The following is a 13,587-nucleotide window of genomic DNA, read 5'->3' as shown; positions in this document are numbered from 1 at the left end:
GCTCCGGACACAAATTTAATTTTATTGTGCTATTTCCTGGAAGGACTCACAGTGAACGCATTACATCAGGCCAAGACGGCTTACGGCTCAACCCAAAAGACAACTCGAACTTCACGTGGAATTGAATACGAGGCGTTTGCTCGCATAACCCACGCCTTAAAGGTTGCAGAAGCCAAAGGTAAACAGGGCTTTAGGGAACTCGCCATGGCTTTGCATCAAAATCGACAGCTTTGGACAATTCTCGCCTCAGACGTTTCTGAGGAAAGTAATGCACTACCAGAAGAGTTGCGCGCCCGAATTTTCTATTTAGCAGAGTTCACGAATTTCCACACCCGCCGAATTCTTAAAGACGAGGCGTCGGCCGAAGTCTTGGTAGACGTCAACTCCTCAATAATGCGTGGGTTAAGAGCCGGGGCGGTGGCGAAATGAGTGGTCTGGTATTGAAATTGGGTCCAAAAGAGCGTGTCTTAATTAATGGAGCGGTAATCGAAAACGGAGATCGGCGCTCGCGCCTTTCAATTGTTACACCAAACGCTAATATTTTACGCTTACGAGACGCAATACATCCAGAGGAAGTAAACACACCTGTCCGTCGTGTGTGCTATATTGCACAACTGGTGTTGTCCGGTGATGCGGACAAAAGCGAAGCCAAAATCCAAATGCTGCGGGGGATCGAGCAATTGAGCCAAGTCCTTGTGGATTTAGATAGTCGAGATCAACTAACAGCAGCGACTGATGCAGTGATAGAAGAGCAATACTACCAAGCATTAAAGCTACTTCGCACACTTCTTCCGCGCGAAGAGCGGTTGATGGCCGCCGCAGAACTATTATGACCTTCCAAGCTCTTATTCCTCTCTCGGGATATGCTGGATGGACATTCTTGACTCGCACAAGAGAATCTCAACAAGAAGTGCATGATAATTCCCCACTGATTTCAAGAGAAGTAGAATACTTCAAGGAAAATATTTCGAAAATTTCAACGGCCAAAGAATTGGTCAAAGACCGGACTCTTTTGAAGGTTGCCCTCGGAGCGTTTGGACTCGATGCTGATTTGCCAAATAAAGCATTTGTTGAGAAAGTACTGGTGGAAGGTTCACTTTTGGAAGACGCTTTTGCGCATCGCCTTAGCGACAAGCGCTATTTAGAAATGACGGTAGCCTTTGGCTTTGATCTTGGAACTCCTAGGTCAAAACTATCCGACTTTGGAGACAAAATTGTTAAGGCGTATAAAGGACGCCAGTTTGAAGTGGCCGTTGGGCAGGCAAACGATAGTATGCGTTTAGCTTTAACGGTTCAAAGAGATCTGACCGACATAGCCAATGATGACATGACCTCAAACAGTAAATGGTTTACCGTAATGGGAAATCCGCCTTTGCGAAGCGTTTTTGACACTGTGTTCAACTTACCGTCTTCGTTTGGTGCTTTGGATCTTGATAGGCAGCTTGAAGTTTTTCAAGATAGAGCGGAAAGATTATTTGGTTCCAGTGACCTAACACAATTTTCCGACCCGGAGAAACAAGAAGATTTAATTCAACAGTTTCTAGTCCGCTCTCAACTTAATAGCATTAATATCGGTGTTCAATCTGGGCGGGCAGCACTGTCCTTGCTTCAAAATTCGCGCTCATATTTCTCCAATTCCCAACAATTCTTCTAGTCTGGCTGTGAACCTAGTAAACCTCTCCCTAAGTTTCAGACACTAATGTACACAACTATTTTTTATTTTGCTGGATTTCAACTCGAAGTAGATCGGATGTGACGGGCTGGGCTGGTAATCCCCCCATTTTTAACGGGGTGCGGCTGTAGAACTTACGCGGCCATTTTAAGTTTCTGGGCGGGGGGCATGCCGCCGATGCCCATATTCGGGCGGTCATTGTTGTAACTCCATAGCCATAGTGTGGCGAAGTCCTGTGCCTCCTCGATGTTTTTAATAATATGTTGGTCCAGCCATTCATGCATGACAGTGCGGCTGTAACGCTCGATGTAAGCGTTCTGTTGCGGCTGAAGTGGTCCGGCAAAACTGGACAGCGTGCTAAGGTGTATCCAACACGAATGAATGGATACGAGAATGACGAAGCGGCGGAACTTTTCGGACAAGTTTAAGGCTGCTGTGGTGTTGGAAGCGCTGCGTGGAGATAAGAACAGTTCAGGAGATCGCGGCCAAGCGCCAGCTCCACCCATGCCCGACAGGCAACGCAGGTGAGTTCATGGAAACGGCCGGCGATTGAAGGGGAGGTAGGCGTATTTTCGGACAAGGTCAAGAAGGCTGAGAATAACGAGGGCGAGATCAAGGACCTTCACGCCAAGATTGGTCAGTTGGCGCATCTCGGGGTGTAAATACCTCTGCCAGCCAACAGGTGGAGAACAATTTTTTGTCACAAGGGTTGAAGCGATGAGCCCGACAGACCGCCGCGAGATGATCCGCACAGAAAACACCGATTTGAGCCTGACAAGCTAATGCAAGCTGCTCAAGATTCGCCGCCCGTCGATCATTACACGCCGGTCGCCCTTGATCAGGCAACGCATGATCTGATGCGTGAAATTGATCGAATATTTACGAAGCATCCCTTCTTTGGCAGCCGGAAGATTACGGCCTATCTTCCCCAGCTGGGGTTTTCAGCAGGTTGGCACCGTGTTCGTCGTTTGATGGGCATTATGGGCTTGCAGGCCATCCAAAAAGGCCCCAACACAGCAAAAAGCACCTTCAGCACCGCATTTACCCATACTTGCTGAGAAAGCTGCCAATTACGCGTCCTAAACATGTTCTCCTCTCGGGCATGTAAACATGCCCTGCTGGGCTTCGGGTGCAGCGACATCACTTACATACCCGTGAAAAACGGCTTTTTGTACTTGGTCGCGAGGGGTGTTTACACCCCGAGAAATATGGATTGGGCAACCCGTAAAGTGCTGTCCTGGCGGCTCTCAAATACCCTGGATGCCGGCTTCTGTGTTGAGGTGCTGGAGGAAGCTATCGCCAAATATGGAAAGCCAGGGATCATGAAGCCTGTCCTGAAAAGCAGCTTACCACTTCAGTACTCCGGCCCATTATCGACCCGAATAGTTTCTGGTTTCCCTCGCCATTCAATGATCCGATTAAGGCTGCGAATAACCCGTTCGGCTGGCAAAGAAAAATCGACCTCGACGCCCAATCCCTCGCGGTTTAAATATTCCAGCACGTTCAAGAGCCGAAACGCTCGACCATCCATTGCGCGGCGGTGCATGCTTACATGCATGAGAGGGGCCGAGGTGATCCGCCATGAAGTGCATCGACCAGGTCACGTTCGGTACGCGAGGCACTGCCAGCACATTGGGTTTGTCCCGCTTTAACCGTTTCCGAGGTTTGATCCGCAAGTTCAGTTCCAGTTCGCAGTAAATCCGATACACCCTTTTGTGGTTCCATGGATAGCCCTGCACGTTAGGTAGATGCTGGAAATATAACCCAACCGCCCAAGTCTTCCATGCGACCGTCAGTCCAACCAGAAAATCGGCAATCTTTTCGTTCTCATTGATCAAGAAAGGGCTGTAATGATAGCCCGTCTCACTGACATCAAACGTGCGGCAGGCCAGCGCAATGCCAGTACCGTGGCGCGCCACCGCGTTCTCGGCCAGACCCCGGCGCAGGGCTGGCCGGAGCACTTTTTTCCTAGGGCTTCATCTGGCTGATCATCGACGCGTCTATTACCCGGCAGGTGATGCCCTGCATCACTGAGAGGGCATCCCGCCATACTTCGCCCGTCATTTGTAGAACGACGCGTTGCTCATGCCATGTTCGCGGCACAGCTCCGTTACCGACACACCGCTTTCGGCTTGGTATAGGATCGCAAGAATTTGGGGTTCGCAATATCTCGCCATCTTCATCAAATTCTCCTCAGATATCTTGCCAAGAAAATTCTATTTTCGCATCCCCTTAGTTTAGGGAGATGGCCATGTATGTGATGGCATTGCATGGGGTCAGTATTGCGCTGGCCTGTCGGACATTCCAGATAAGCGAAACCTGTTATCGGTCCAGCACGGTTCTGAGCTACGAGAACGAAGAAATTTCCGATCGGTCGGAGCGTTTGACAACGCCAAACACAGTTGGGGCTTCGGCTTATGTTTCTTGTATCTACGTAACGTGCAAGGCTACGGGTGGAACCGCAAACGGGTCTATCTCATAAGCTGACAGGTAAATGCGAATCAATCACCGAGAGGTGGATCTATTGCGAACTGGGGCTGAATCTGCGGACCAAGCCAAAGCGACGTCTAAAGCGGGACAAGCTTGAGCCGTCGGCGGCGCTAGGTGCGCCAAACGATACATAGTTCATGGATTTCCCTCTTTGAAGTGGTCCACCCGTTTGGTTTGGAACGTGTAGAACTGAAGATGGCTTTTAGGAGACCCAAGCTGAAAGAGATTGTAGTGAAGTTCCTGTAGGTTGAGGTTCTAATCGGGCAAGGTATGCCTCGGAAGGAGGCAATCAGACAGATTAGGTGCGTCGTTCAAATCGAACGTTACCATTGCTTCCAAGTTGTTCGCGTTGCCCTGTATTTGTATACGTGGTGAGGGCTTTGTTTTGGCCTTGTATTGCTGTCAGCCGCCCATTTACACTGCGAACTGCACGCACAGCAGCCCCCAAAAGTCGTTGATTTCGGCTTGCTTTTATGCGGATTCGAGCCAAAATTGCGGCTTCAGGTGCAGGCTCTTTTAAAAGTTTTTCCGTCAGAAGAGCCTTTGCTTGAGTAAACTTAGCGAAGTTCTCTATTGCACCTGCGAGGATGTTTTCACGTTCCTTATCTAGCAAGAGTTCTAACTCTACAGCCAAGGTGGCTGGGGATGTACTATTCATTCTCGGACTCCTTCAAGGCTTCAAAAAGCGATTGGGCAAGGCCAATGCCGCCTTTCTCAACCATTGCTTCAGCCTGAGCTTGAACTAAAAAAGAACCGAATTGATCTTCCCCTGCTCCCCCTCCCAAATTCTCACGCGATTTTCCAAACCCAGCAGATTTCAACATTTCCGCAAGGAAACTGGCTTCAAGCTTTTTTGCGGCATCCATAAGCTTGGTATCTTCAGAGGATAACGGCTTAGGGCTTGTTCTGTTCTGGGAAAATGTTGGTGCGATCAGATCGGACATCGGAATGCTTTCAATTCTAGACAGTTTCTCCAATATTGGATCAAACCAGTAAACATCTGGTAACCAAGTCATCACATAGTAGCACTACCACGAGGAAGAATTCCCGAAAGGCTACGATGAACAATTTGATTTCGATAGTTTCCCGCGCGCCAAGTAGTTTGGATTCGCATTCCAATGGGCCTTTGGTTCAAGGTGAAAGTGCAAGCCTACCTTCTCGCAACACTCCGGAAGCTCAAAGCAAAGCTGGGCTTGCCCTAGTTTCAATTCCGTCTCAAAATGGGGCGAATACGGTGCATGAGTTGAATGGCGAAGCCACTTTCGGGGACATTTTTAATGGAAGCTTAGAGAAAAAGCCTAGCAGTTCCGGCTTAGGAACACCCGAACTTCTTCTTGAGAATACTAATTCCACAAAAGCCGGTTCAACGTATTCCAGCGCTGACGGAGAGATATCCGACGTCGTGCAAAAAGAACCGCAAGCTGTTTTGGATTCCGCAGTTTTATTTGGTCATCCGTCAAACATTCAAACATTACCCTTGAGTTTTGGAGGCCAATACCCTGTTAAATTGACAGAAAGTACAAATAGTATAACCGCCAGTACTACTCTCGAAACTGATCTACCAAAAGTTCCTTCTGATTTTGTTTCGCCAGTTCCTGTATCTGAATCGTCAGAAGGGACAGTGCCACTTCGTGCTCTTGAACAAAGCATTACATTGAAGGCGGAAGCCACCGACAAACCTTTCAAAACAGGGAAGGCCGAGACAACTTTCACTCCTTCCTCACTTCTAAATGAAAGTGCCACTTTGCAAGCGCCCAACAATGCGTCGATGAACGTTCAAACGGAGATCGCTTCCTCCATGAGAAACCCTGTGGATTCGCCTCCAAGTTTGATGCCAACCGCAAAACCAGACAATAGTGCAGCGATCTCGGAGGCTTCCACAAATTCTACTGAAACCCCCCAGATGCAATCGCAACTTCGTGACGCCACGTCGGTGCTTAGGGCAATGATGCCAACCTCAAATGAGACCCGTGTCGCGCGCCCTCAAGTTTTCGCAAATAACGGTGAAGTTTTACGCGGAGTTTCTGCATCTCCAAAAGACAGGTTGGCATCTACCGGGCAGGACCGCTCTTATTCTCAAGCGCTTTCCACTTCAAATGGGGGAGTGAGTTTGCAAAAGGACGGATTTCAAGTAAATCACGACGTGGCAACCTTTGTAAAAACGGTCCCACAGAGCGCCGAACCCACGCCCTTACCAAGTGAGCAACAACTGACAACGCAAAAGCTAAGTTCAGCTTCTGATCACCAGCAAATTGGAGCATCCTCTCAACCTATGCAGGGGAATTCTACTAATGTCATAAATGTAGTTCCTTTAACTTCGGAATCTGTTTCTCCTAATGAGACCGCAGTGAAAACGGCTTCAACTCCAGCCGCCACTACACTTGCGCAAACCACGTCGACCACATCTCCGCCACAAGTTCCTAATGCCCTGATCGACACACCTTATAATATGGCCGCGCCTTTGGTCGAAGATTTTGCAAGTGACTTGAGTTTTACTCCGGACACGATGAGTTTAGAATCCAGCCGCGTTCCTCTCGCACAATCCCAACACCAAGCTCTAGCGACTCCCCCACAATTACATCCCGATTTGGCGCGTTCAGTTGCACAACAACTGGCTTCCGCTTCAATAGGCGAGGCCAATAGGCCGCTGGAACTTGCACTTTCTCCGGAGGAGCTTGGACGTGTAAAGCTTACTTTTTCCCCCACTGAGGGTGGGATGGTCGTTTCGGTACTAGCAGAGCGACCGGAAACGCTCGATTTAATGCGCAGAAACATTAACTCCCTTGCTCAGGAATTTCTTGGAATGGGGTACGATCAAATTTCGTTCAACTTTAATCAATCTGGTTCCGAGCAGCAGCAAAATGGTCAGTCTTCTCCGGATCAACCACACGTGCCGCCATCAGAGTTCCAGCCTATTGGAACACCGGAATCGGGTCCGATTGCAATAGATCTGACGCAATCTGATCGCGTCGACATTCGTATTTAAAAGGACGTTACAATGGAAGTTACCCAATCTTCGCCTGCACTCCAAACATCCTCCAGCCAGATCGTATCTGAATCCCAAACGGACGCCGCTTCGCTTTCGTCGGATTTTGATACTTTTCTCAAGATGTTGACTGCACAAGTCACCAATCAAGATCCCCTGAATCCGACCGATTCTACAGACTTTGCCGCACAGCTTGCGACGTTTTCTAATGTAGAGCAATCAGTGAAAACGAATGAACTCCTAGAAAATTTGGTCGCTCAATTTGGCGGTTCTGGGATGGCTGAAATGGCAAGTTGGGTAGGTATGGAGGCGCGGATCGAGGCCCCGGCGCATTTTTCAGGGAGCCCAGTTACAATTTCACCAAATCCGATTGTAGGAGCAGATCAGAATTTCCTTGTCGTGCGGGATTCCGACGGAACAGTCGTTCAGCGAAACGAGATTCCAGTGAGTGCAGGAGCGTTAGAATGGGCTGGTGTAGACGACGGCGGAACGCCCTTTGAGAACGGTCTGTATACTTTTGCGTTGGACAGTTTCAAAAATGGAGAACAAATGGGCGAGATTCCCGTTGAAGTTTATAGTCGTGTAACGGAAGCTCGGGGCGAAGGAGGGATAACAGTTCTTGTTCTGGAAGGGGGGGCAATGGCTAACTCCGCAGATGTCACTGGCCTGCGCGAAGCTGCTTGATGTATTCTGTTTCATAGTTCACTTGCCTTGAAATCTACGCATCCCTAAATTGCATGAAACCAAGGATCGGCCTAAGTGGAATGTCTCTAACCTCTATGCAAACTCAACTCGCACGCGAGCTTTCGCAGAATTGTTTAGTGCCAAGCCAAGCAGCGTGGCAACAGTTGAGCGGTGGGCGCACCAATACCTGTTGGCGCATAAAAAATCAGGAAATCGATGTTGTTTGCAAATTGTTTCAAAAAGGTCAAAACAACCCTCTTTTTCCAAACAGTCCAAGCGACGAGTTTTCGGTACTCAAGTTACTCGAAAGAGCAAATCTTTCCCCCGATCCAGTTGCATACCAAGAAACGACTTTCGGTACTTGCGTGATTTATTGCTTTCTTGATGGCGACGCCATTTCTGGCGGCGATGCGGGCGAAGTTGGCAAAACTCTTGCCCAACTGCACAACACGCCAATTCCAGTAAGAACCCATCTGCGAAAGCTTTCGCTTTCACCAAATGGAGTATCGATTCACGGCGTAAAAATTTTGGATGTCTGCTCCTTTCAAACGGCACAGGCACACCAAAAACTAATGCCGGTTCTTCCGAACTTGCCGGCGGCTACTCCGGTCTTGTTGCACGGGGATTTGGTGCCTGCCAATATCATTCGAACCAAGATAAACGTGCGGTTTATTGATTGGCAATGCCCTGCGCTTGGCGACCCCTGTGAGGATATTGCAACTTATTTGTCACCGGCGATGCAGTACCTGTATGCCGACAAGCCGCTTGACGAGCATCAAGAAGCAGAGTTCCTGCGCTCGTATGGGAACAAAGATGTAATCGAACGTTATTATATCCTAAAGCCGCTATACCACTGGCGCATGGCAGCATACTGCTTGTGGAAGGCAGGGGAGGGTGTCGAAGATTATGCGCAGGGCTACGCGCTGGAAATGATGGCCCTTAATCGTCTCGTGTAAACTAAGAAACGTGCAGCCAGAGCCAATGGCCGACGTAAACAACGCCCATCCCCGCGAGGAACACTAGCGCGTACACGCCCAAGCTTTTCTTCGGCGCGGTATCTGCCATAGTCGTGCGCGCAATTAGGGCTTGCTCGGCCATTCCGGGTAAAAGCGGGCCGAACCGGCTTAAAATCCGAAGAGTCTTGACCAAGTCTGACACCACTGCTTTGGGCCCAATGCTTTCTTTGATGTACCCTTCGACGATTGGCTGTGCCACGTGCCAAATGTTGATTTGCGGATCAAGCGACCTTGCCACGCCCTCGACGACAACCATCGTGCGCTGGAGGAGGATCAACTCGGTGCGCGTTTCCATCCCAAATCGCTCGGTGACTTCAAAGAGGTAGTGCAGGAGGCGGCCCATGGAAATTCCACTCGCTTCCATTCCGAAAATGGGTTCACCAACGGCGCGCAGTGCATTTGCGAATTCTTCTACATCACGGTCGGCGGGCACGTACCCTGCTTCAAAATGGACTTGCGCGACGCGTTTGTAATCTCGTGTGATGAAACCATAAAGGATTTCGGCATAGACGCGGCGTGTGTATTCGTCGATTCTCCCCATGATCCCAAAGTCATAGGCGATGATGTCGCCGTTCTCGGCAACCTTCATATTGCCCTGGTGCATGTCGGCGTGGAAGTACCCATCGCGCAAGGCGTGGCTCAAAAAGAGTTGCAGCACGCGCGCACCGAGGGCTACGCGATCATGCCCCGCCGCATCTAAAGCTGCATTGTCGCCAATCGGCGTACCTTCTGCCCAACCAAGAACCATGACGCGGCGACCCGAGAGTTCCCAATTGGCTGCGGGAACTTGAAATGCTAAATCGTCTTTTGTGTTTGCGCCAAACTCCGATGCCGCAGCGCTTTCAAGCCGCAAATCAAGTTCGCCGGTGACGCCTTTATCAAAGTGTCGGATCACTTCTGTTGGTCGCAACCTTCGAGACGCAGGCGATAGAAATTCAAAGACACTGGCCGCAAAGTAAAAGGCATCAATGTCCTTTCGGAATGCCTTTTCAATACCGGGGCGTAGAACTTTTACCGCAACTTCTTGACCCGTTTTGGCCAACCGCGCACGGTGCACCTGTGCGATACTCGCGGCGGCCACAGCATCGCCAAACTCACTGAAAAGTACGTCACTTGAATAGGTCAATTCTTCGGCGACCGATGCTTTGGCGATTTCAGTCGGGAAGGGGGGAAGCTTGTCTTGTAAGACCCGAAGTTGCCGCGCTAAATCTTCTCCAGCAATATCGGGGCGCGTGGACAGAACTTGGCCAAATTTAATATACGCAGGCCCCAAGGCGTTGAGGGCGCGTGTCACAGGTGTTAATGCTGGGTCGCCTTTGACTCCAAGCCACTTAAATGGCCACGCCAATGATCTTAACGCCACACGAACAAGGGGGGGCGCATCAATGGCTTCGAGAATCGGTGCCATTGCGCCATTACGTTCAAACGTTGCACCCGTGCGAATGAGGCGCCAAATATTATGTGGGCCGCGCATCTAGATTTTCCATCCCGAATGAAGCGCCGCGATTCCCATGGAGAGGTTGCGGTATTTTACGTTCTCAAATCCTGCATTTCGGATCATCGACGCAAAGGTTTCCTGATCCGGAAAGTTCCGAATGGACTCCACAAGATATTGATAACTCTCGGAATCGTTAGCAATGAGCTTGCCCATTTTCGGGATCACATTGAACGAGTACAGATCATAAGCTTTCTGCATCAACTCATTGGGAAGCTGAGAGAATTCAAGCACCATAATCCGGCCACCTGGGCGCAAAACACGGTAGGCTTCCGCTAATGCATCGGGAATGCGCGTGACGTTCCGAATGCCGAAACTGATAGTGTAGACGTCGAAAGTGTTACTCGGGAAGGGGAGCGCCATTGCGTCGCCGACCACCCAATCAAGTTCGTCTGCGCGCTCAATAGCTTCTTTGCGTTGCGCGCCAGCAACCAACATTCCCTCGGTCATATCACAGACAGTGGCGTGACCATAACCGGCTCGCTTGAGGAATTTGAACGAAACATCTCCCGTTCCGCCCGCCACATCGAGCAGCTTCTGGCCTGCGCGCGGTGCAAGCCAATCCATCATCGCTTCTTTCCAGATGCGGTGGATGCCCATCGACATTGCGTCATTCATGACGTCATATTTACTCGCAACATTCGTGAAAACGCCGTGGACCATGCCCGCTTTTGCGTCTTCATCTACGGTTTGGAAACCGAAATGCGTGGTTTTCTGGGAATTCTCGGTCATTTTGCCTTGCCCATTCTAATTCATCTCGACTCTTATATAGTGCTCACATGTGGTTACAACGTTCGCAATACTAAAGGAAAGCTGCCGATGCCCGAATTACCCGAAGTCGAGACGGTTCGTCGCGGTTTGGCACCTGTTATGGAAGGTAAAACAATTCTTAATGCGGATGTGCGCCGTCCAGACTTGCGGTGGCCGTTCCCTCCTAATATGGCGGAGCGGCTCACGGGCGCGCGGGTGCTGGGCCTACGACGGCGATCCAAATATATCTTGGCCGATCTGGACACGCGCGAGACGTTACTCATTCATTTGGGAATGTCGGGCCGCATGCTCATCTCGGGGGAACCACAGGGAAATTTGCACTATGAACTTCCTACGCCGCTCAAGCACGACCACGTAATTTTGGATCTGGAGGGTGGTGTTCGCGTGGCATTTAATGATGCGCGACGGTTTGGTGCGATGGATTTGGCGCCGACAGATACAATTGATGCACACAAGCTTTTGGCCAAACTGGGGCCAGAACCGCTAGGGAACGATTTCAACGGTATCTATTTGCAGGAGCGCTTGGGGAATAAGAAATCACCAATTAAATCCGCGCTGCTAGATCAGGGAATCATCGCAGGGTTAGGCAACATTTATGTCTGTGAAGTGCTTTTCCGGACACAGATATCGCCAAAAACACCAGCAAACACCCTCTCTAAGGCCTCTGTAAATGGATTGGTTCCAGCCATAAGAGACGTCCTAAACGAAGCCATCGAATCAGGAGGCTCAACCCTGAAAGACCATCGGCAAGCAGATGGTGAATTGGGTTATTTTCAACACAATTTTAAGGTTTACGGCCGAGAAGGAGAACCGTGTTTGCGCGAAGGCTGTGGAGGGACGATTGGGAGGATTGCACAGTCGGGTCGCTCAAGCTTCTATTGTTCGCAATGCCAAAGATGACTTGATCGGAACTGTAAGACTGGTAAGTCAGGGCTTAACAGAAATTATACGGTAGGCCTATCATGGCGTATGAGACACTCATTGTCGAAGTTGAAAATCACGTAGCCCTCATCAAGCTTAATCGGCCAGAGGCGCTAAATGCCCTCAATTCGGTATTGCTGAGTGAGCTCGCGCAGGCCCTGAAAATTGCCGAAAAGAACGACAAAGTGCGCTGCATTGTTCTGACAGGGTCTGAGAAGGCTTTTGCCGCAGGCGCTGATATCAAGGAAATGGCTGACAAAACCTTTGTGGAGATGTTCAGTTCAGACTTCTTTGGTGCGGAATGCAAAAGCCTTTTGGCCAATCGCAAGCCGGTCATTGCCGCCGTTGCGGGCTATGCGCTGGGCGGTGGATGCGAACTGGCCATGATGTGTGATTTCATTATTGCGGCAGATACCGCGAAGTTTGGCCAGCCAGAGATTAACCTTGGTGTTATTGCTGGAATGGGTGGAAGCCAGCGCCTGACACGATTCGTTGGAAAATCGAAATCGATGGATATGCACCTCACGGGGCGTTTCATGGACGCGGAAGAAGCAGAAAGGTCGGGATTGGTTAGCCGATTGGTTCCTGCCAAAAAATTAATGGAAGAGGCGATGTCTGCCGCTCAAAAGATTGCAGAAAAATCCTTACTGGCGACGAAGGCCGCTAAGGAAGCTGTTGATCGCTCTTATGAAACAACACTTTCGGAAGGGTTGCTCTTTGAGCGTCGCCTATTCCACTCGTTGTTTGCAACAGAAGATCAAAAAGAAGGTATGGCTGCATTTCAAGAAAAACGAGAAGCGCAGTTTCGCGATAAATAACAAAATCGTCGCACACCCCGTTGACTTACGGCTGAGTCGGGTCTAGAAGCCCAACTTCAGATTTATGCGACCCCAAAAAGTGGGAATTCGAGATATGGCTAATACGCCCCAAGCAAAAAAACGCGCTCGTCAAAACGAACGTCGTTTCCAAGTAAACAAAGCACGCCGTTCACGCGTTCGCACTTTCCTCCGCAAGGTTGAAGAGGCGATCGAGTCCGGCAACAAGGACGATGCATTTGCAGCATTGCGTGCCGCTCAACCTGAGCTGATGCGCGGTGTAACAAAAGGTATTTTTCACAAGAATACTGTTGCACGCAAAATGTCGCGTCTCTCTTCACGTGTTAAGGCAATCGCCTAAGACGTTAAGACTTAATTAGTTTTAAAAGAGCGTCCTTTCGAGGGCGCTCTTTTTTTGTGCGCGTGCGGCAAAATTGCTGCAGCGCAGGTAGGTTTTAAAGGGCAATTAGATTCGTTTTGAGAAAGTTCGAGTCAAGGTCGAAGATAAGTTGCGAAGCAACGCGACCAGTTGCTACTTAGGTCATGCGATTCACATCTTCGCTGGAGACACGACGAATTTTGAGCCATCTCTAATCCATTAGAGGCGGCAACTGTATCTGAGTTTTGGGCTTCCCACATCTCTGATGCGGAAGTGGTAATTTTGAATTGGATCAGTTCTTGCCTGGTTTCTTGAAGTTATTACTGTTTTTAACCTGATTTCTATTCTTGGATCAGGG

The 13,587-nt window shown here is 49.7% G+C and carries 15 protein-coding genes and 3 pseudogenes; 12 read left to right on the top strand and 6 right to left on the bottom strand.

The genetic code is table 11. From position 1 onward, the window contains the following. The first annotated feature begins 51 nt into the window (after positions 1 to 51). Genes flaF through AB9F29_RS11670 form a run of 3 tightly spaced genes read left to right on the top strand, consistent with a single transcriptional unit; the run spans position 52 to position 1,654 of the window. Entirely contained in the window at positions 52 to 429 is a 378-nt protein-coding gene (gene flaF, locus AB9F29_RS11680) for a flagellar biosynthesis regulator FlaF (RefSeq protein ID WP_039000250.1), read from the top strand. Next, positions 426 to 833, top strand: a complete 408-nt coding sequence (gene flbT / locus AB9F29_RS11675) for a flagellar biosynthesis repressor FlbT (protein WP_335584643.1) — start codon at positions 426 to 428, stop codon at positions 831 to 833. Before flaF ends, flbT begins: the two co-directional genes overlap by 4 nt. Beyond that, a complete protein-coding gene (locus tag AB9F29_RS11670; RefSeq protein WP_369755805.1) occupies positions 830 to 1,654 on the top strand; it encodes a DUF1217 domain-containing protein in 825 nt (274 codons plus the stop codon). Before flbT ends, AB9F29_RS11670 begins: the two co-directional genes overlap by 4 nt. Before the next feature lie 152 nt (positions 1,655 to 1,806). Here the strand turns inward: AB9F29_RS11670 and AB9F29_RS11665 are convergent. Continuing rightward, positions 1,807 to 2,007, bottom strand: a pseudogene (locus tag AB9F29_RS11665) (integrase core domain-containing protein); the annotation flags it as partial. A gap of 189 nt (positions 2,008 to 2,196) precedes the next feature. Between AB9F29_RS11665 and AB9F29_RS11660 the strand changes: the two are divergent. Next, entirely contained in the window at positions 2,197 to 2,334 is a 138-nt protein-coding gene (locus AB9F29_RS11660; protein ID WP_369755804.1) for a hypothetical protein, read from the top strand. 120 nt (positions 2,335 to 2,454) lie between these two features. Beyond that, entirely contained in the window at positions 2,455 to 2,730 is a 276-nt protein-coding gene (locus AB9F29_RS11655; protein WP_369755803.1) for an IS3 family transposase, read from the top strand. Between the two features lie 299 nt (positions 2,731 to 3,029). Here the strand turns inward: AB9F29_RS11655 and AB9F29_RS11650 are convergent. After that, a pseudogene (locus tag AB9F29_RS11650) lies at positions 3,030 to 3,855 on the bottom strand (transposase); the annotation flags it as partial. A 56-nt stretch (positions 3,856 to 3,911) separates the two neighbouring features. Between AB9F29_RS11650 and AB9F29_RS11645 the strand changes: the two are divergent. Further along, positions 3,912 to 4,293 (top strand): annotated as a pseudogene (locus tag AB9F29_RS11645) (hypothetical protein); the annotation flags it as partial. Positions 4,294 to 4,460: 167 nt separating this feature from the next. Here the strand turns inward: AB9F29_RS11645 and AB9F29_RS11640 are convergent. Both AB9F29_RS11640 and AB9F29_RS11635 read right to left on the bottom strand, forming a co-directional pair. After that, positions 4,461 to 4,820, bottom strand: coding sequence for a hypothetical protein (locus AB9F29_RS11640; protein WP_335586955.1), 360 nt, complete (start codon positions 4,818 to 4,820; stop codon positions 4,461 to 4,463). After that, complete coding sequence (locus AB9F29_RS11635) at positions 4,813 to 5,028, bottom strand: rod-binding protein (RefSeq protein ID WP_236940073.1); 216 nt, start codon at positions 5,026 to 5,028, stop codon at positions 4,813 to 4,815. Before AB9F29_RS11635 ends, AB9F29_RS11640 begins: the two co-directional genes overlap by 8 nt. Before the next feature lie 194 nt (positions 5,029 to 5,222). Here AB9F29_RS11635 and AB9F29_RS11630 point away from each other — a divergent pair, with 194 nt between their 5' ends. The 3 genes from AB9F29_RS11630 (at position 5,223) to AB9F29_RS11620 (ending at position 8,788) form a co-directional block, all read left to right on the top strand. Continuing rightward, positions 5,223 to 7,148, top strand: a complete 1,926-nt coding sequence (locus tag AB9F29_RS11630) for a flagellar hook-length control protein FliK (protein WP_369755802.1) — start codon at positions 5,223 to 5,225, stop codon at positions 7,146 to 7,148. A 12-nt stretch (positions 7,149 to 7,160) separates the two neighbouring features. Then, the gene (locus AB9F29_RS11625) at positions 7,161 to 7,832 is read left to right on the top strand and encodes a flagellar hook capping FlgD N-terminal domain-containing protein (RefSeq protein WP_335586958.1); all 672 of its coding nucleotides are present in this window, start codon (positions 7,161 to 7,163) and stop codon (positions 7,830 to 7,832) included. A 164-nt stretch (positions 7,833 to 7,996) separates the two neighbouring features. Next, positions 7,997 to 8,788 carry a phosphotransferase gene (locus tag AB9F29_RS11620; protein WP_369755801.1) on the top strand — a complete coding sequence of 264 codons (792 nt, stop codon included), beginning with the start codon at positions 7,997 to 7,999 and terminating at the stop codon, positions 8,786 to 8,788. 1 nt (position 8,789) lies between these two features. Here the strand turns inward: AB9F29_RS11620 and ubiB are convergent, their stop codons facing one another. Together ubiB and ubiE are read right to left on the bottom strand one after the other, a co-directional pair. Then, complete coding sequence (ubiB, locus tag AB9F29_RS11615; protein WP_369755800.1) at positions 8,790 to 10,322, bottom strand: 2-polyprenylphenol 6-hydroxylase; 1,533 nt, start codon at positions 10,320 to 10,322, stop codon at positions 8,790 to 8,792. Further along, positions 10,323 to 11,075, bottom strand: coding sequence for a bifunctional demethylmenaquinone methyltransferase/2-methoxy-6-polyprenyl-1,4-benzoquinol methylase UbiE (gene ubiE, locus AB9F29_RS11610; protein ID WP_369755799.1), 753 nt, complete (start codon positions 11,073 to 11,075; stop codon positions 10,323 to 10,325). An 87-nt stretch (positions 11,076 to 11,162) separates the two neighbouring features. Between ubiE and mutM the strand changes: the two genes are divergently transcribed. The 3 genes from mutM (at position 11,163) to rpsT (ending at position 13,211) form a co-directional block, all read left to right on the top strand. Then, positions 11,163 to 12,014 carry a bifunctional DNA-formamidopyrimidine glycosylase/DNA-(apurinic or apyrimidinic site) lyase gene (mutM, locus tag AB9F29_RS11605; RefSeq protein WP_335587008.1) on the top strand — a complete coding sequence of 284 codons (852 nt, stop codon included), beginning with the start codon at positions 11,163 to 11,165 and terminating at the stop codon, positions 12,012 to 12,014. A 62-nt stretch (positions 12,015 to 12,076) separates the two neighbouring features. Further along, a complete protein-coding gene (locus AB9F29_RS11600) occupies positions 12,077 to 12,853 on the top strand; it encodes an enoyl-CoA hydratase (RefSeq protein ID WP_039003977.1) in 777 nt (258 codons plus the stop codon). A gap of 94 nt (positions 12,854 to 12,947) precedes the next feature. Further along, a complete protein-coding gene (rpsT, locus tag AB9F29_RS11595) occupies positions 12,948 to 13,211 on the top strand; it encodes a 30S ribosomal protein S20 (protein ID WP_039003978.1) in 264 nt (87 codons plus the stop codon). The last annotated feature ends 376 nt before the right edge of the window (positions 13,212 to 13,587 follow it).

The sequence above is a fragment of the Falsihalocynthiibacter sp. S25ZX9 genome (assembly GCF_041205405.1).
Lineage (GTDB): Bacteria > Pseudomonadota > Alphaproteobacteria > Rhodobacterales > Rhodobacteraceae > Falsihalocynthiibacter > Falsihalocynthiibacter arcticus.
This window is presented reverse-complemented; position numbering and strand designations above follow the sequence as displayed.